The sequence below is a fragment of the Nocardia sp. NPDC003482 genome (assembly GCF_053588115.1).
The window spans coordinates 54556-74295 of sequence record NZ_JBSFPI010000015.1 but is presented as its reverse complement, the minus strand read 5'-3'; the positions used below and the strand labels follow the sequence as shown (position 1 = coordinate 74295).

At 70.0% G+C, this 19740-nt stretch carries 1 protein-coding gene; it reads right to left on the bottom strand.

Annotation, left to right across the window (positions count from 1 at the left end; translation table 11 throughout):
- Nucleotides 1-120 precede the first annotated feature (120 nt).
- Complete coding sequence (gene fabD, locus ACWDSJ_RS23520) at nt 121-19716, bottom strand: ACP S-malonyltransferase (protein ID WP_450034258.1); 19596 nt, start codon at nt 19714-19716, stop codon at nt 121-123.
- Between the last annotated feature and the right edge of the window lie 24 nt (nt 19717-19740).

Here is a 19740-nt window from a genome sequence, read left to right as displayed (position 1 = left end):
AGAGCGAGATACCACCTTCGAGGCCATAACGCTCACCCGTCGCGAGCCGAGGACCAGGTGACCCAATGCCGCCGTCCCGATCGAGCGGACTCGCGCGCCCGAGGGACGGTCGGCGGGTATTCATCTCGCTTCGGCGGCCGCGAGGCGGTTCGCCGCGTGGTCTATGAGACTGCGAAGGTCGGGGTGGTTGAAAAGATCGGTGGGGCCTATGACATCGCCGAGGGTTCGGTTGATCTGGGTGACGATGGCCATGGCTCGGACCGAATCTATGCCGTGATCCGTATGCGTCGCGTCGAGATCGAAATCCGTGTGGGGCCGGGCGAGGACTGTCGACATCGCCTGAAGCACAGCGGCATTCGCTACCTCCCAGGGGGAGACACCGGCTGGGTCAGCGGACGAGAGTTCGGCGGGTTCCTCGGCGGCGGTTGGGGATTGGGGGTTCGCGGTCGGGACGGAGCCGAAGACCGTGTCGTTGTCGGTGTACCAGTGAGCCTTTCGCTCGAAGGGATAGGTGGGGAGGGAGAGACGGGAGCCGGGCGTGGTCCATTGCGCGCGCCAGTCGACATCGGCGCCGGACAGGTAGGCGGTGGCGATGTCGGGGAGGGCCGAGGTGGGAGGGTGTGTCGCGGTCAGGGCGGCGTGTAGTTCTTCGTGAGTGTGGGCCAGGAAGACCGCTCGGTGCGGGAAGTGGTCGCGGTGGACCTGGAGATGGTGCGCCAGGTGCGCGAGCGGGGTCGTGGCGCCGGTGTCGGTGAGCCACTGGGCCAGTTGGGTGCGGCGGGCCGCGAGCGCGGTCGGGGTCGGCGCGGACAGGGGGATGACGAAGGGGCCGTGCGCGCGGGGACGCGGTTCGGGGGCGGTGGCCTGCGGGGCTTCCTCGAGGACGACGTGGGCGTTGGTGCCGCTGAAGGCGAAACTCGATACGGCGGCGCGGCGAGGGTGGTCGGCGTCCGTATCCCATTGCCGCAGTTCGGTATTGACGACGAAGGGCGTGTCGTCGAAATCGATCAACGGGTTCGGGTGGGTCAGGTGCAAGGTGGCGGGGAGTTGGCGGTGGCGCATGGACAGCAGCACCTTGACGACTCCGGCCAGTCCGGAGGCGGCGGCGGTGTGACCGATATTCGTCTTGACCGTGCCGATGGCGCAGAAGCCGGTGCGGCTCGTGTGTTGGGCGAACGCCGTTGTCAGCGCCTCGATTTCGATCGCGTCACCGAGGCGGGTGCCGGTTCCGTGGGCCTCGAGGTAGCCGAGGGTCGCCGGATCGACACCGGCCCGGTCGAGGGCCTCGAGCACCACGCGGGTCTGGGCTCGCCCGCTGGGGGCGGTGAGGCCGTTGGTGCGGCCGTCCTGATTCACGGCGGTGCCTTTGATGACGCCGTGGATGTGGTCGCCGTCCCGAAGGGCGGCCGCGAGCGGTTTCAGGACGAGGGCGACGACGGCCTCACCCGGGCCGAAACCGTCGGCGGCCGCATCGAAGGTTTTGCAGCGCCCGTCGGCGGCCAGCATGCCGCCGCGCTCGGCGACCGTGAAGTAGTCCGGGTCGAAGGTGAGGAATACGCCACCCGCGAGGGCGGTCTCGCATTCGCCGGAGATGAGGCTGCGCACGGCCAGATGCAGGGCTACCAGCGATGACGAGCACGCGGTGTTGACCGTCATGGTGGGTCCGGTGAGGTCCAGGAAATAGGCGATGCGCCCGGCCAGTACCGACGCCTCGTTACCCCAGAACACCGAGGCCGGTTTGGCCACGCCCGCCGCGCTCATGCGGGCCAGGTATTGACTCGGCCCGGCGCCGACGAAGACACCGCACGGGCGGCCGCGCAGCTCGGAGGCCGCATAGCCCGCCTCCTCGAGCGCGAGCCAGGACTGCTCCAGGAACAGTCGCTGTTGCGGGTCGGTGAAGTCGGCCTCGGCCTCGTCCAGACCGAAGAACCGTGCGTCGAAACCGGATACATCGTCGAGGAAGCCGCCTTCGCGGCAGCGTCCGGTGGCGGCCCAGCGGTGCGGCGGCACCGGGCCGATCGAGCAGACGCCGTCGGCCAGGTTCCGCCAGAACTGGTCGAGATCGGCGGCGCCCGGGAAACGGCCCGACATGCCGATCACTGCGATGTCCGTGTCGCGGGCGGGGTTCGGCCGAGGGGTGTGCGCCTCGCTGTCGCCGGACGGCCGCGCAGGCGGTTTCGTGGCCTGACCGCGGTGTGTCTCCGCCGAACCGTTCGGGGCGGGCGGGGTTCCGTTGCTGTGCTGGCTCGCGGCCAATACCCGTTCGCCCATCGAGCTCGCGGTAAAGCGTTGCGTGACAACCGATTCGGATTCCCCCGGTCGCGTACTCGATGCCGGGTCCGTATGGCTGATCGTGGCGGGCTCGGCCGAATCGGGCATGGTCACGACGACACGGCCGATGAGGTCGCGGTTGTCCTTGAGGGCGTACGCCTCGGCGATTCGATTGAAAGGCACGATGTGGGCGACGGTCGGGGTCACCGCGCCTCGGGCCAGATGATCGGCCGCGATAGACAGGTAGTGGGTGCGCTGTTCGGGGTGGCGGCGGAAGTACTTCTTCGTGTTGAAGCTGTGGAAACTCTGGTTGTCGACCAGGTGGGACAGGTCGAGCCCGGCGGTGGCCTGGAGGCCGAAGACCGCGGTCTCGACGTAGCGGCCCTCGGGGGCGAGGACGTCGAGGCCCTGTTGGATCGCGTTGCCGCCCTGGGTGTTGACGACCACGTCGACACCCGCGCCCGATGTGCGGCGCAGGACCTCGGATACGACGTCCGTCCACCGGTGATCGATGGCGTCGGCGATGCCGAGCCCGCGCAGGTATTCGATCTTGTGGGCGGTGCTCGCGGTGGCGATCACCTCGGCACCGGCGAGGCGGGCGAGTTGGATCGCGATCAGCCCGTTGGTGCCGGTGGCCGAGGGAATCAGCACGCGGTCGCCGGGCTGGACCGCGGCACGTTCGAAGGCGAGGTACATGGCCAGGAACGCGACCGGGAAACCGCAGGCTTGTTCGTGGCTGACCTGCGGTGGCTTGGCGATCACGAAGTCCGCGTCGGTCACCACCAGCGTGGCCTGGCCGCCGAATCGCGGTCCGGTCAAAGCGATCACCTCGTCGCCGACGGCGAATCGGGTCACACCCGCGCCGACTCGCGCCACGACGCCGGACACCTCGACACCCGGGGTGCACGGGAAGTCCGGCATGGTCGGATACAGGCCCTTGGCGAAGAGGAAATCGGAGAAGTTGATCGGGAACGCGCGTACCCGGATCTCGACCTCGCCGGGGCCCGGTGCGACGGGTTCGACGGGGACGACTCGCAGATCCCTTGGGTGGCCCGGCTTTTCGAATCGAACGGCTACCGGTGTAACGAGCGTTCCCGCCGACACGGACCCGTTGGTGGGGGCGGTGTGCGCCGGGGTGGGTTGTTGCGGCAGGAGTCCGGTCAACCGGTCGGCATGCCGTTTCGCGATGAAGTCGGACAGGTCGGCGACGGTGGGGTGATCGAAGACCACGATCGTCTTCAGGGTGGTGCCGAGGGCGTCGTTGAGTCGATTGGTGAGCTCGACCGCGACGATCGAGTCGACGCCGAGGTCCGAAAGCGGTGTGTGCGTGCGGATTTCGTCGACAGGTACGCCGAGACAACCCGCTACCTGTTCGGTGACGGTCGTTCGGACGACCTCTTCGAGTGCGCGGGTGTCGCCGTTCGTTTCCGGGGACGCCGCCCGCACAGGTCGCGGATCCGGTGCCGATGTGCCGGGACCGTGGACCACGAGCCCGTCGGAGTGTTCGTCCGCCGACCGGGAGGGTGATGTCGGCCGGTCGGACAACACCGTACGCGCCGGATCGGTTGCGGCGTCGAGTCGCGCTCCGGAGGGCCGGTGGGCGGTCAGCACGTGCTGGGTCAGGTGTTCGGGGGCGGCGGAGCCGAGAGTGGACACGTCGGTGAAACCTCTATCCTCCAGGCGATTACGCCACAGATGGGTGTCGAGCAGCGGGGAGCCGGGCAGGCGACGGCCCTCGTCGTGGTGCCGCCACCAACCGTCGAGGAGGCCGAAGGTTACGGTGTGGAACGGTTGCACCGCGGTGACCTCGGTGAGGACCAGCATGCCGCCGGGGGCCAGCAGGTCGAGGACGCTGTCCAGGACGGCGTCCAGGTCGTGGGTGGCGTGCAGGACGTTGCCCGCGAGTACGACGTCGTAGGAGCCGGATTCGAAACCTTGTGGGCGCGTCGGCTTTTCGATGTCCAGTCGACGGAAGCGCATCGGAATACCTTGGCGTGGCACGGATCGCTCGGCCCGGCGCAGCAGTCCGGCGGAGATGTCGGTGAAGTCGTATTCGGCGTCGATTCCGGCGGCGGCGAGCGCCGCCAGGACCGGTTCGGTGGTGGCGCCGGTCCCGGCCCCGACCTCGAGAACGCGCGTCGGACGCGCGTCGGCGATGCGGCGGGCGACGATCGCGTTGCAGTAGTCGGTCAACTGGGTCCGGTAGGTGGCTGCCACGGCATCGCTGGAGCCCTCCGGGAAGAGGACCTCGGTCGCGGGACGGGTACCGGCGAGGACCTCGGGCAGCGCCGACACACAACGGATCACCAGATCCAGCTGCGCGGTGAGCGTGGGGAAGTCGGCCCGCAGGGTTTCCGGACGCGGCGCCCGCACCGCCGCGGCCGTTCCGGTACACTGCCCGGCGTCCTCGATGAGCAGACCGTGCCGGGTGAGGATGTCCAGCAGGGCATGCACGAGGGGATAGCGTTCGGGCACGGCCCCGAGCCGAGCGATGATGTCCGCGCGGGAACGGTTTTCGCCGGAGGCGGGCAATGCTGGGGCGCACACCTGCCGGACAGCGGCGGCGATGTAATCGTCGAGCGCGGCCCGCGCCCGTGGGTCGGCGTCGAAGCGCGGCACCGGATCAGGGCGCGGCGCAGGGGTTTCCAGGACGCCGATCGAATCCAGGACGGGCCGGTCGGCACGTACGACGACGACTTGCCGCTCCCCGTAGGCCAAGACGCGCTCGATCGCCAGCATGCCTTCAGCGGGCGTCAACGGCACATAGCCGCGGGCACGCAGGCTCCGCTGATACTCGGGCGACGCCACTCGGCCGACACCCGACCACGGTCCCCAATTCACCACGTGGACCGGGAAGTCGCAGCGGGCGGCCAGGCGATGGGCCAGGGCGTCCTGGGCGGTGGACGCGGCCGCGTAGTTCGCTTGCCCGGCGGCGCCGGTGAACGACTGCACCGAGGACAACACCAGCAGGAAATCGAGCGGTTCGCCGCTCAGTTCCCGGCCCAGCACGCGGGTGCCCGGCACCTTCGGCGCCAGCACCGCCTCGAAGGCGCGCTCGGACAGGCGTTCCACGCTGCCGTCCCGCAACACCATGGCCGCGTGGATCACGCCGTGGATGCGACCGGACGCGGAAGCCTTATCGATCACTGCCCGCACCGCGTCGGCATCGGTGAGGTCCGCGGGCCAGTACTCGGGTTGGCCGCCGAGGCGGGTCAACCGGGTCAGGGCGTCCTCGATGCGCTGGTCGCGTGGACCGCGGCCGACCAGGAGCAGGCGGGCGGACACCCGCTGCGCCAGATATTCGGCCAATGCCAGGCCGATTCCTCCGGCTCCCCCGAAGATCACGTAGTGACCGCCAGGACGGAACACGCTGTGTCGCACAGGAATCGACGGGATCGGCCGGAGCCGCCGGACCAGGCGACGGCCGCCGGCCAGAGCCACGTCCCGATTGTCCGGGTGAGACGGTTCGGTGAGCAGCGCGTCGACGATGCGGGTCAGTTCGCCGGGTTCCGGTCGGGTCCCGACGGCCACTCCGATGTCGACGCAGTTGACGCCGAGCCGCGGATACTCCCGGGCCAGGGACTTCGTGAAGCCGACCACCGCTGCCGCCTCCGGGTTGCCGATCAGGCGTCCGGCGGCGTCGGAGGCGTCGTTGACGACGACCCGAAGGGTGACGCCGGAGAGGTGACCGGCGTCTGCCAGTGCTCGTACGAGCCGGAACAGCAACAGCGCACCGGTTTTCGTCGATTCCGATTCGGACGGGTCGTCCCTAAGAGCGCTGAGGAACCAGATCTGGTCGATTCGTTCGGTCGCGCGGAGGAAGTCGGTCAGACCGCTGCCGGGATCGTCGGCGTCGACCTCCCAGGTGTCGTCGTTCACACGCTGGTTGCGTGTCCCGACCACGAGCCGCTGAATCGGTCCGTCGTGCCGGTCGGCCAATGCGGCGGCGAGGCCGAACGCGTTGCCGCGCTGGACGATCAGCCAGTTTCCGTGGGAGTCACCGGGGTTCGCGGTGGGTTCGGCCTGCCACTCGGGGCGATACAACATCCCTTCGAGCGGATCGGGTGCCTCGCGAATCGTCACACCCGTGAAGCGGACGCAGACGCGGCCCGACTCGTCGGCGATCACCACATCGTGCTCGGTATCGCGCCTCGTCACATGGACGTAGCCGCGGGTGGGTGGTTCGGCGAAGCGCTCGATACGGTCGACCGCGAACGGCAGCCGGGTGGTCGATGGTTCGGCTCCCTGTGCGGCCGTGAGAACGGTGACGGCCTGGAGGGCGGCGTCGAGCACGGTCGCCGGTCGCTCGGCGTCGACGCGGGCCAGCAAGTGGCCTTCGCCCGCGCGGGCGGCGCGAATCCCGCGGAAGGCGGGACCGTACTCGATGCCGATGCGTTCGAAGGTGCGATAGACGTCGGAGTCCCGAATCTCGTTGGGGCACCGGCTCGCGACGCGGTCCGGATCGAGGGGTTCGGGGGCGGAACCGTCGTCCGGGATCCACCGGCCCGTGGAGTGGACGGTTTGGTCCGGCTCGGTGCCGGTTCGGATCTCGTGGCGGAATTCGCCCGCGGTCTCGGTCAGGTGGATGGATACCGTCGTTCCCGTCGCCGGGACCTCCAGCGGACGCAACCAGCACAGGTCGACGACGTGGCGCAGTTCGGGCCGATGCTCGGCGACGGCGGCCGCGGCCAGTTCGAGTTGCACCACTCCGGCGACGACATTCGCGCCCTGAACCACGTGATCGCGGATCAAGGGGTCATCGGGCGACAACCGGACATCGAAGGTGACCTCGGTGGGTGAACTCGCACTGCCGGAGGTCTTCGACGACGGCGGGAGGGCAGCGCCGTTGGCCTGCGGAGCGGGTTGCGGGGCGCGGTCTTCCGGAATCCAGTAGCGGTCCGGCGCGAAAGGATAGGTGGGCAGGCCGACTCGTCGAGGCGAACGGTTCCGGTGCAGGAGGGCCCAGTCCACGTCACCGCCCGCTATCCATCGGGCCGCGGGATCGGACTCCGGGAGATCTGAGGGCTCGGCGTCCGGGTCCGGCGTACCGGTGAGCGAATGGGGCCCGGGCACACCGGTTTCGGCGAACGCGGAGAGTTCGGCCGCGAGGACGCCGAGGGAGGCGGTGACCACAGCCAGCCGGTGCGCCATGGGTTCTCGGCCGACCTGGAGGGTGTAGGCGATATCGGCCGGGTCGCCCGCGGTGGCGCAAGCGGTCGCGAGTGCGGCGGCGTAGGCGCGCAGTCGTTCCGGGGTTCGGGCCGACAGCACGAATATCTGCTCCCCCGAGGACGGTGCGGAAGTTGTTGCGGGAGGGAGGTATTCCTCGAGCAGCACGTGGCCGTTGACGCCGCCGAAACCGAAGGAGCTCACGCCAGCGCGTCGCGGTTGCTCGGTGCCGTCGGCGGTACGCGGGCGGGGCCAGGGCAATTCACGGTCGGCGATGGTCAAGGGGCCGCCGTCGAGACGGATCTGCGGGTTCAGCTCGTGCAAGTGCAGGTTGGCGGGGATACGGCCGTGCCGCATCGCGAGGATCACCTTGACGATGCCCGCGATGCCCGCGGCCGCCTCCGCGTGTCCCATATTCGATTTGACGGAGCCGATGATCGTGGTCGGGGTGGTCAGGCGGGGACGGCCCGCGCGGTCGCGCAGTTCGCGGAAGGCCCGGTGGATGCCGTTGATCTCGATCGGGTCGCCCAATGCCGTTCCGGTGCCGTGCAATTCGAGGTACCCGACCGTGGCGGGATCGATGCCGCCCTCCTCGAAGGCGGCCACGATCAGGTCGGCTTGGGCGTTCGGGTTGGGGGTGGTGAGGGTGTTGACCCTGCCGCCGTGATTGACGGCACTGCCGCGGATGACGGCGTGAATGTGATCGCCGTCGCGCACGGCCGCCGACAGCGGTTTCAGCAGCAGCGCGCCGACGCCCTCGGCCCGCACGTAGCCGTCGGCGGCGGCGTCGAAGGTACGGCATCGTCCGGTGGGGCTGAGCATCCCGGCGCGGGCGAAGGAGATGTACACCATGGGTGCGAGCAGCAGATTCACCCCGCCGACCAACGCGGTGTCGCAGCTGCCGACGCGCAGGGATTCGACGGCCGAACGCAGTGCCACCAGGGAACTGGAGCAGGCGGTGTCGATCGGGAAGCTCGGGCCCTTCAGGTCCAGCAGATAGGACACCCGGTTGGCCAGGATGGCGTGGAACATCCCGGTGGTGGTGAAGGCTTCGACCGGTACCCCTGCCTCCCGCAACAACTCCTGATAGTCGTGCGAGCCGACGCCGACGAACAGTCCGGTCCGCCCGTGGGCCAGTTCGGCGGGCCGGTACCCGGCCTCCTCGATCGCGCGGTACGCGGTTTGCAGGAACAGTCGCTGTTGCGGATCCATCAGACTGGCCTCGCGCGGCGTGATGCCGAAGAAGGCGGCGTCGAAAGTGTCCACCTCGGGCAGGAATCCGCCCCAGCGGCTATTGGTGCGGCCCGGGCCCGGGGTGGGGTGGTAGTTGTCGCGCCAGTCCCAGCGTTGGGCGGGAATCTCGGTGACGAGGTCGTCACCCGCCGCGAGGTGACGCCAGAATTCGTCGGGGTCACGGCTGCCGGGCAGGGTGGCGTGCATGCCGATGATCGCGATCGGTTCCGGCCCGGATTGCGCGGTGTCGCCGGGGACGGTCTCGGCGGGTGGCGCTGATTCGGTCGTGGTTTGGGTGGGCGTGGTCGCGGTCGGGGTGGCCGCGGTGTCGGCCAGTGCGCTGGCGATCGCGGCGGGATATTCGGATCGGAGGTGGTCGGCGACCGCTCGGACGGTGGTGTATTCGAAGAACAGGGCCGGGGTCAGGTCGATGTTCAGGCGTTTGCTCAGCTGGTTGGCCAGGCGGCCGAAGGAGAGGGAGTCGAAGCCGTAGTCACCGATGGCGCGGTCGGAGCGGATCCGGTGAGGTGCCAGACCGGCGATATCGGCGATATCGGCGATGACGAGATCGTGCACCGCGGTGTCCGGGATCTGTTGTTCGCCTGTCCCCGTGGACTTTTCGCCGTCGTGGCTGTCAGCGCCGAGTTCACGAGCCACTGCGGTGCCGTCGCCGCGGACGTAGACCAGATGAGGTGTGCCGGTGCGGACGGCGGTTCCGAGGGCGGCCAGACCTTCGGCCGTGTCGAGCGGCTCCATGTCGAAGACCGCCCGGAGTCGTTCGGCGACTTCGGCATCCACCCGCATCCCGCCGTCGGCCCACAGGGGCCAGCCGATGGAAACGGTGCGCTGACCGCGGTCGGTGCACCACTCGGCGTAGGCGTCGAGGAACGCGTTGGCGTACGCGTACGGCGCTTGCGCGACGCTGCCGAGCGCGGCCGCCGCCGAGGAGAACAGGCATCTGACCTCGAGCGCGCGGCCGGACAGGGCCGCGTCGAGCTGGACCACGCCGAACGCCTTCGCGGCCGCCGCCGCGCGCATGTTGTCGGCGCTCTGGCGGACGAGGTAGTCGTCACGCAGGACGGCGGCGCAGTGGAAGAACCCGTGCAGCGCACCGAATTCGGTGTCCGCGGCAGCGACGGCGGCGTGGGCGCCGGCGGCGGTGGAGATATCGGCCTGAAGGTAGCGGCCCTCGCCGCCGAGTTCGGTCACGCGATCGAGTACCGCCCGAGCGCGTGCGTCCTGCGGCGAGCGGCCGACGAGGACCACCCGCGCTCCGGCCGTTCGCGCCAGCCACTCCGCGACGAGTGCGCCCAAGCCCCCGACGCCACCCGTGATCAGGTAGACACCGCCGCGGCGGAGTTCCGGGACGTCGGGCGACGGGGTGGAGCGCCGCCAACGACGCACGTCGCGGCCTTCGGCCGTCGCCCGTACGTGGGTCCCGTCGGCCGCGCCGAGGGCCTCGGCGATCAACTGTTCGGTGGACTCGCCGTCGAAGTCGGGGAGCTCCACCAGGACGTGTGAGATCCGGGTACTCTCGCGGGTCGCCGTGCGCAGCAGACCGCCGAGCGCCCGATGCGGCGGTGAGGCCGCGGGGATTCCGGCGACGACGCGAACCCGCCGCGTGCCACCAGCTCGGACGAGTGCCCGGATCAGGTGGAACATCGGCAGGACGGCCTGCTCGAACGCGGCACCGAAATCAGTTGCGGTGCCGAATGATTCGGGGCATGCGGCAATCACCGTTTCGACGGGCCCGATCGCCGCGAGGACGGCTTCGATGTCAGACTCCGACAGCGGATCCAGCAGGTAGCGGCCCGCCCCGGCGGTGGCGAACTCGGTTCCCGGGGTGGCGAGCACGGCGGAGCCTCGACGGCCGGTTCGTCGATCCAATTCGTCCAGCAGACGCTCCCCCAGCGCCGGTGTCGAGGCAACGATCAGCGTGCGACCGGGATCGCGGCGCTGATCTCGTTGCGCCGTAACCCATTCGGGGACGAACCAGGATCCGGTTCGGTCGGGTGCGGCCGTGGACTGCCAGGGGCGCAGCCACAGGTCGGTGACCTTCACCAGGACGCGACCGTCCGCGTCGGCCAGGCTGACGTCCAGTTTGGTGCCGTCGGGCGTGGACTTGCGGACGACGACGTGCGCGTAGCCGGATTTCGGTGTGCCGCCGTGCACTTCGACGGATCCGGCCGAGTAGGGCAGGTGCAGCCGGTCGGTGCGCAGGGCGAGGAGCCACAGGCTCGCTTGCAGCGCGGCGTCTAGCATGCCGGGATCGAGCAGGTGGCCGGTGGCGGGGGTGGGCAGGCGCAGTTCGGTGAGGGCCTCGTCGTCGGTGTACCTCAGTTCGGTGATGCCCTGATAGGAGGGGCCGAGCGCGAGTCCGCGGCGGCGGATCTCGGGGTAGAACTCGGCGGCGGTCCTGGTCGTCGAGCAGCGGGCGCGGATCGCGGCGATGTCCAACGGCTCCGGGGAGACGTCGGTCGAGGTCTCCAGCAGGCCGGTGGCATGGACCGTGCCGGTCGATCGGTCGGTCAGCTCGAATGTGTTGCGCTGACCGATGTTCGACAGTTCCATCCGGACCGTTCGCGGTTGCGGGACCGCGATCGGCGCGTACCAGACGGTATTGCGCACACGGAACGGGACGTCGATGTTCGCGGCCGCGCGTACCGCTTCCACATAGGCGACGGCGGGCAGGATCGGGACATCGTCCACGCGGTGGTCGTCGAGTATCGGTTCGGCACCGGTGAATTCGATGGTCGAGCCGGTGGCGTCCGGTATACCAGCGAGTGGTGTGGGGACCGCTTGCGCGCCTCGGGCGGGTGCGGCGTCCGGCAGCCAGCAGCGTTCGGTGGCGAACGGGTAGCCGGGCAGCCGAACGTGCGGCATGGGTGTGGAGTACAGCCGCTCCCACGGCACGTGCGCGCCCTCGACCCACAGCGCGGCCAAGGTGGCGAGGTCGCGGGCCGCGAGTGCGGTGGCGATCTCGTTCTCCCACATGTCGTCCGGACGCGGACCGGTGCCGGTTCCGGTCAGCCGGTGCGGGGCGGGCAGCGGGCGGTCCTCGGCGACCGCGCGGAGAAGGTCGGTGAGCGTCGCGGTCTCCTCGACCAGAAGGGCGAGTCGGTCGTCCAGCGGCTCACGGCGCACCTGCAGTTGATAGGCGAGTTCGGAGACGCGGTAGTCGCCCGCGCGGCCCTCGATCGCCCGAGCCAGTCGGGCGCAGTGGGCCCGCAGTCGTTCCCGGTCGGTCGCCGAGACCACCACGAGGTGCGTGCCCTGGGCGGGCCCGCGCACTTGCTCGCGCGGCGGCGCTTCCTCCACGATGACGTGTGCGTTGGCTCCGCCCGCGCCGAAGGCGCTGATGCCCGCCCGGCGCGGGCCCGGCGCACCGTTCACCATTGGTCGGGGCCAGTCGGTGAGGCCGCGATTCACGCGAAACGGCGTGTCCGCGAAGGTGATTCGCGGGCTCTCCGGTTCGCTGTGCAGGGACGGGACGAGGCGGCCGTGCCGCAGTTGCAGCAGCACCTTGGTCAGCCCGGCGAGACCCGCGGCGGATTCGAGGTGACCGATGTTCGATTTCACCGAGCCGATGGCGCAGGTGCCCGCGGGGACATCACCGAAGGCCATGGTGAGCCCGGACAGTTCGATGGGGTCGCCCAGCTGGGTTCCGGTGCCGTGTGCTTCGAGGTAGCCGATGGTGTCCGGGCCGACGTCGGCGTCGGCGAGGGCGCGGCGCACGACCTGGGCCTGTTCGACCGGGTTGGGGACGGTGAATCCGCTTGTGCGGCCGCCGTGTCCGACGGCGGATCCCTTGATGACGCCGAGGATTTCGTCACCGTCGGACAGCGCCGCGCGCAGCGGCTTCAACACCACCGCGCCCACGCCCTCGCCTGGGACGAAGCCGTCGGCGGCCGCGCCGAAGGTGTGGCAGCGTCCGGTCGGGGAGAGCATCCGGAGTTGGGCCAGCCAGTCGAATTTGACCGGATGCAGGTAGAGGTTGACCCCGCCGACCAATGCCATCTCGCATTCACCGCGAACCAGGCTGTGCGCCGCGAGGTGGATGGCGGTCAGCGCCGCCGCGCATGCCGTGTCCACCGGCATGCTGGGTCCGCGCAGATCCAGCCGATAGGAGACTCGGTTGGCGATGGCCCATTGATTCGAGGGCGGAACCATCGGATCGTCGGGCCGCCGCCGGGTGTCCAGGTACGGGTAGGTCTGGGTGGTGACGCCGACGAACACGCCGACCGCGCGGGCTCCGGGCTGGTCGGGGTCACCCAAGCGCAGCGGTGGGTAGCCCGCGTCTTCCAAAGCGTGCCAGGCGGTTTGGAGGAACAGGCGCTCCTGCGGGTCCATCGCGGCGGCGTCGCGGGGCGAGATGCCGAAGAACAGCGGATCGAAGGCGTCGACGTCGGTGAGGAAGCCGCCCCAGCGGCTTTCGGGGCGGTCGCGGGAGTCCCAGCGGTCGGCGGGGACCTCGGTGATGCTGTCGCGGCCCTCGGCGAGATTGCGCCAGAAGGCGTCCAGGTCGGGGGCCTGCGGGTAGCGGCCCGCCATGCCGATCACCGCGATATCGCGGTCGCGGACCGCTGTCTCGGCAACAGTGCGCACCGCCGTTCGGGGTTCGGTCGTGGTGTTCGCGGGCTCGGCCGAGCCGTTGTCGTCGGTTGCCACGGAACCGTATCGAGACGCGAGTTCGGTCGGTCGAGCGGCGGCGATGCGGTCGGCGACCGCGGCGAGATTGCGCGATTCGAACAGAAGGGTTTCGCTCACCGGGCCCAGTTCGGCGGCGACGGTGGCGTTGAACTCGCTGACGACGATGGAGTCGAGCCCGAGTTGGTCGAGGCCGGTGTGCAGATCGATCGTGCGGGGGTCGACACCGCGCAGCGCGGCGACGCGATCCCGGACATAGCGCCGGGACAGGGCCGTCACCGACGTCGTCTCCGGCGCGGCGACAGTGGTCGCTGTGGTGGCAGCAACGTCTTTCGTTTGTGGCGCAGTGGATTTCGGCGCCGAGGAGTCGAGTTCCAGCAAGCGCAGCAGGGCCGCGGGGTCACCGTGGAGAATCGGATGCGGCCCGGAACCGGTGGCGCACAGGCGGTCCAGAATGGCCAGGCCGGTCTCGCTGGGCATGGGGCGCATGCCGTGGTCGCCGACCAGGATTCCGCCGCCGGTGGCGGCCATGCCGCCCTCCTGCCACACCGGCCAGCCGATGGAGACGCTGCGGCCGCGACGACTTCCGTTCGCGCGCAGCACCTCTCGTGCCGAAGCGAACTCGTCGAGGTAGGCGTTGGCCGTGGCGTAGTCGGCCTGGCCGGGATTGCCGACGGTCGCCACCATCGAGGAGAACAGGACGAACACGCGCAGCGGGTCGTCGCGGGTGGCGCGGTCCAGATTGATCGCGCCGAGCACCTTCGGGGCGAGAACGTCGCGCAGATCCGCGAGCGGCTTGTGCACCAGGTTTCGGTCCCGCAATACACCCGCGGCGTGGAAGACGCCGGTGACGGGGCCGAAGCGGGACCGTACCCGATCCAGTAGTTCGCCCGTACCGGCCGGGTCGGAGATGTCGCCGGAGAAGTACCCCACCCGGTCGGCGTCGGAGGTGAGATCGACATGGGAGACATCGCCTTCCGGCGTGCGCCCGACCAATGCCACTCGAACTCCGGGACGCCGGAGCAGGTGTGCGGCGACGAGGCGGCCGATGCGGCCGAGGCCGCCGGTGATCACGTAGACATCGCCGTCGGGCGACGGCTCCACGGTATGCGGTGCGGCGGCGGGCAGGGGAACGAAGCGGCGCGTGGCCCGGATGCCCAGGTGATGCCGGACGAGGTCGCCGCCGTCGTGCCGAGCGGCCTCGTCGGCGAGCACGGCCCAGGTGGCCGGATCGGCGAGGCCGCCACCGAGCGCGACCACCCGCAGGCGGACCCCGTCGGTTTCGCGGCGCAGGGTGCGCGCCATACCGGACAGCGCCGCCAGATCCGGTGGGAGCGAGCCATTGTCGTGCCGGCCGACAGCGAGAATCGTGACACCCAGCCCGAAGGCGGCCTTGGCGGCCTGCAGGGCGGCGGCGGGGCCCTCGAGGCCGCCGAGGACCAGGATCACCGCGCGCACGGGCGCACCGAACTCGGCGGTGGTGTCGAGAGCGCGCCCCCAGGCATCGGAGTCGGTGAGCGGGACGACCGAGGTTCCGGCATCGATCGTCGTGTCCGGGACGGCGCCGTCGAGCACGGCCGCGAACCTCACGGCGGGAAACGCGCCGCTCGCGGCCTTCGCCGGACCCCCTGCGGCGCCGCGTATCTCACGGAGCTGGGTCGGCGATGCCGCTATCAGGACGGGACCGGGCTCCGCTCCGATTCGGGAATCCGCGGTCACCCACTCCGCCGCTACCTCGATCACCCGCGGCTCGTCCCCGGCGGGAGCGTCACGATGCACGATGCCGTCGAACTCCGTGGTGGGCAGGGGAACGGTGACTCCGGCCGATCCGACGGGATGGTGCGACCAGTCGATATCCACTCCCCGACGCCACAATTCGAGCAGGGCGGGCGTGAGCGGGTCGGTCGCCGGAGTGCCGGCGATCGACACCGCCGGATCCGCGACGCCCGCTCCGGCGCCCACCCGTACGACGGACAACCCGTCGGGAACGGCGAAACCCGCTGTGCTGGCGTCCGATTCGACCCAGTCTCGAGGATCGCGCAGGCCGGGCGGGAACGCGTGGCGACGACGCAGCACCGGGTAACGATCCGGTTGGGCAAGATCGACTCGATCACGATCGGCCCGCGCGGCGGCCGCGGCGAGTCCGTCCGGGCCGCCGAGCAGCAGATCCAGAACCGCGGCGGGGGTCAGGACGTCGTCGAGCAGGAGGTCGACCAACTCCATTACGCGCTCGTCGGCGTCGAGCCGAGCCAGCGGTAGCGACCATTTGCTGGTGAGCCGACGCAGCGCGTGCTGGAACGCGACGGTGAGGATCAGCGTTTCGCGGGGCTGGAAGCCGGTTTTCGAGGCGACGGCAACGGGATCGCGGACGGTCCAGTCGGCGAGCCCACGCTCGTCGAGCACGCGCTGCCAGTCGTGCAGGTATTGGCGCAGGGTGCGTTGACCGGCGAGGCGGATCGCCAGGTCCAGCGCCGCGGTCAGCGTGGCGGGTGCGGGATCCGGGGTGGCGGCGAGTTCGGCGAGGTAGTCCCGGTCGAGGGCGATCGGATGGACGACTCGACCGGTCGCGGGAACCAGCACCGGGAATGCCGGTGGGCGCAGGTCCAATTGTCCGATTGCGCCCGTGGCGCTTTCGGCGGCGCTCGGGGAGTTCAGGCAGCCGAGAGCGGCGAGGGTGGGCCGGATGCCCGCTCCGATCGGAACCACCAGATCGGGGCGCAGTCCCAGGCGCAGCAGTGCGCGGACGATCAGCTCGGTGTACCGGGATCGGGCCCGCTCGCCGCCCTGGGACAGCTCGGCTCGAATGGCGGCTGCCCGCTCGGCAGGGGTCTCGCCAGCCGCGCAGTCGGTGAGGATCTCGCCGAAAGGCGCTGCGGTGAGCAGGCTTTCGAGTTCGTCCGGCGAGGGCAGCGGCAGCAGCCCGATCTCCAGTGCCCAGCCTTGCGGCTCCGCTGTCGCTGTTCCGCTCGCCTCGGACAGCAGTGCGTCGATGTCGGCGTAGGAGGCGACCAGACCGGCGAGCCGGATTCGCTGATGAGTGCGGCCGGTCGCCAACGTCTTGCAGATGTCGGCTATCGGCGCGGCCACATAGCCGTCGGCTCCGATGGCCTGCCGCCAGGAGGTCACCAGACGATCGAGTGCGGCGGGAGTGTGCGCGGACAGCAGGAAGGGTTGGCGCGCAACAGGTTCCGTCGTCGGCGATGCCGCCGCGTTCGCGGGCCGCTCCCCCACGTATTCCTCCACGACGATATGGGAGTTCACTCCCCCGAATCCGAACGAACTGACCCCGGCGCACAGCGGCGCTCCCGGTGCCGCGGGCAGCCAGTCCGACTCCGCCAACGCGAGGCGGAACGGGCTGCTCGTCACATCGATCAGCGGATTGACCGTGCGCACGTGCAGCGTGGGGACGATCCGCCGCCGCTGCATCATCATGAGCACCTTGATCAGGCCGGCCACCCCGGCAGCGCCCTCGAGATGCCCGATATTGGATTTCACCGAGCCCAGCGCGCACCAGCCGGTGTCGACGGACGCGGGCGCGAACACCTGGCGCAGCGCCTCCACCTCGATCGGATCGCCGAGAGCCGTTCCGGTGCCGTGTGTTTCGACATAGGTGATCGCGCGCGGATCCACACCCGCGCGAGATACCGCCGCGGCGACGACCGATCGTTCGGCGGCGACGGTCGGCGCGGTGATCGTGGTGCGGGAGCCGCTGTGATTGACGGCGGTGCCGCGGATCACGCCGTAGATGTGGTCGCCGTCGCGCACCGCGTCGTCGAGGCGCCGCAACAGCACCACCCCGACCCCGTCGCCGGGAACGAAGCCGTCGGCGTCCCGGTCGAAGGTCTTGCAGCGGCCGCTGGGGCTCAGCATGCGTGCCTTGGAGAAGCCGATGTACTTCCACGGCTGGGTGCTCAGATTCACCCCGCCCGCGAGCACGTAGTCGGCCTCGCCCGTCTCCAGCGCCTGCGCGCCCAGGTGGATCGCGACCAGCGACGAGGCACAGGCCGCGTCCACCGACACGCTCGCGCCGGTGAGGTCGAACGCGTCCGAGAGGCGGTTGGCGAGCAGACAGTCGTAAACGCCGAGCACGGAATGGCTTTCGATCGGCCGGTCGCTCATCTCGATGAGGTGGTCGCGCTCGAAGTTGCCGATGTAGACGGCGGTGCGCGCCGCGGCGAGCGTGGCGGGGGTGATGCCCGCGTCGTCGAGACAGTGCTGGGTCTCCTCGAGCAGCAGCCGCTGCAGCGGATCCAGGAGGCGCGCGTCTCGCGGTGTGAGGCCGAAGTATTCGTGGTCGAAGCGGTACGGGTCGTCGAGCACCCCGAGCCACTTGCTGACCGTACGATCCGGGCGAGTGATGTCGGGGTCGTAGTAGCGCGAGGCATCGAAGCGATCGGCGGGCACCTCGCGCACCGAGTCCACCCCGGCCCGCAGGTTGGCGAAGAACCGGCGATGATCGCGGGCGCCCGGCATCCGGCACCCGATGCCGACGACCGCGACCGCCATACCCGCGCTCCGGGTCGGCACCGAAGCCGGTGCGGCCGAATGCTTCCGGGGCGGAACGGGGACATCGCCGTCGGCGGCGGCGCGGATCTTGCCGAGCAGTCCGGTCAGCACCCGCCCCGGGCCGGTTTCGACCACCTCGTCGACACCTTGTTCGAGCAGGTGCCGCATGCCGGCCTCCCAGCGCACCGGGCTCGTGAGCTGATCCAGCAACAGCGGGCGGATATCGGCGTCCGGGTACGCGCGCGCGGTCACGTTCGATATCACCGGCCGGGTCGGCGGACGCAACTCCACTCCGGCGAGGAACCGCTCGAATTCCGCTCGCGCGCGGGCCATCCAGCGCGAATGAAAGGCACCACTCACGCGCAATCGTACAAATCGGGCACCGGCCGCGGTGAAAGCGTCCTGGGCGCGTGCCACCACATCCTCCGGACCCGACAGCACCAGCTGATCCGGAGCGTTGAAGTTGGCGATGTCGAGGTCGAGACCGTGGTCGGCGAGCACGGCTCGCACCGCCGACTCGCTCTTGCCGACGACCGCGGCCATTCCACCGCCGGTCGCGGCCGCCATCAGGCGGCCCCGGGCGCGTACCAGCTTCAGCCCGGTGGCGAAATCGAAGGCCCCGGCCGCCCACAGGGCGTTGTATTCACCGAGACTGTGGCCGGCGAAAAAATTTGCCGGACCGTGCTCGCGCTCCCAGGCTCGGTAGTACAGAGCATTGGCCACGAACAGTGCGGGCTGGGTGAATTCGGTGCGACCCAGATTTCCCGCGGCGTCCTCCCGGCACAATTCGGCAACCGAATATCCGAGGATTTCATCCGCCTGTGCCCTCAAATCGGGGAATTCATCGAAGAGCTCGTCGGCCATGCCCAGCTGCTGTGAGCCTTGGCCGGGAAAGACCACGGCGGTCCGCGGCGGCCGGGACGGCATGCGCGCGGCGGTCTTCGGCCGCAACGCTCGGACCTCCTCGAGGCGGCGGGACACCGGCGCGAACCGGTCCAGCAGCGGGAAGGTACGGGACGTAGAGTCCGGGCCGAAGTCGCGGGCGGCGAAGCCCGCGAGGGTGCCCGACGGCGAGAGGTCCACATAGCGCAGCCCGTCCTCCCGCTGCTCCAACAGCCGCACCGCGTCCCGGAACATGATGGGGGCGCGGAACATTCGCCACAGGTCGTCGGGAGCGGGGTCGGCGACGAAGCCGCTCGCGGCGCAGGACATGAGGCGAATCTCGGGCTGCCGCAAGGGTTCCGCGGCCAGCACGCGGAGGTAGTCGGCGCCGATGCGATCCATGTCGGCGGTGTGGAAGGCGTACCGTACGGGCAGGATCGGGCAGGTGGCACCGGCGGCCCGCAACCGCTCGCCGGCTCGCGCGATCGCCTCCGGGCGACCGGACAGCACGAAATGTTCGTCGTAGTTGATCGCGGCGAGTTCGACCTCGTCGGCCGCCGGGTCGTAGTCCTCGGGCCGGATCCCGAGCACGGCCAGCATCGCGCCCTCGGGGCAGTGCCGCTCGACCAGTCGGACCTGTTCGCTCAGGCACGCGACCAGGCGTTCCCGGTCCAGTACGCCGGCGGCGCAGGCCGCGACCGACTCGCCCAGGCTGTAGCCGAGCAGACAGTCCGGCACGATGTCCTCGGCGACGAGCATGTCGAACAGGGCCAACTGCAGCGCGGCCAGCGCGGGATGGGTGTAGCGCAACGCGTCGAACGGCGTGGCCGCGGAGACGTCGGTCCGATACAGCTCGTCGAGCAGGCCGGGAGTGCCGTGGTCGGCGAACATCGTGCCCAGCTCGCGCAGCGAACGCGCGAAAACCGGGTGGGCCGAACGCAGTTCGCGACCCATGCCGAAGTACTGCGAGCCCTGCCCGGCGAACATGAACACATTCCCGTTCGACACCGTCACCATTCCCCTTCAGCAACC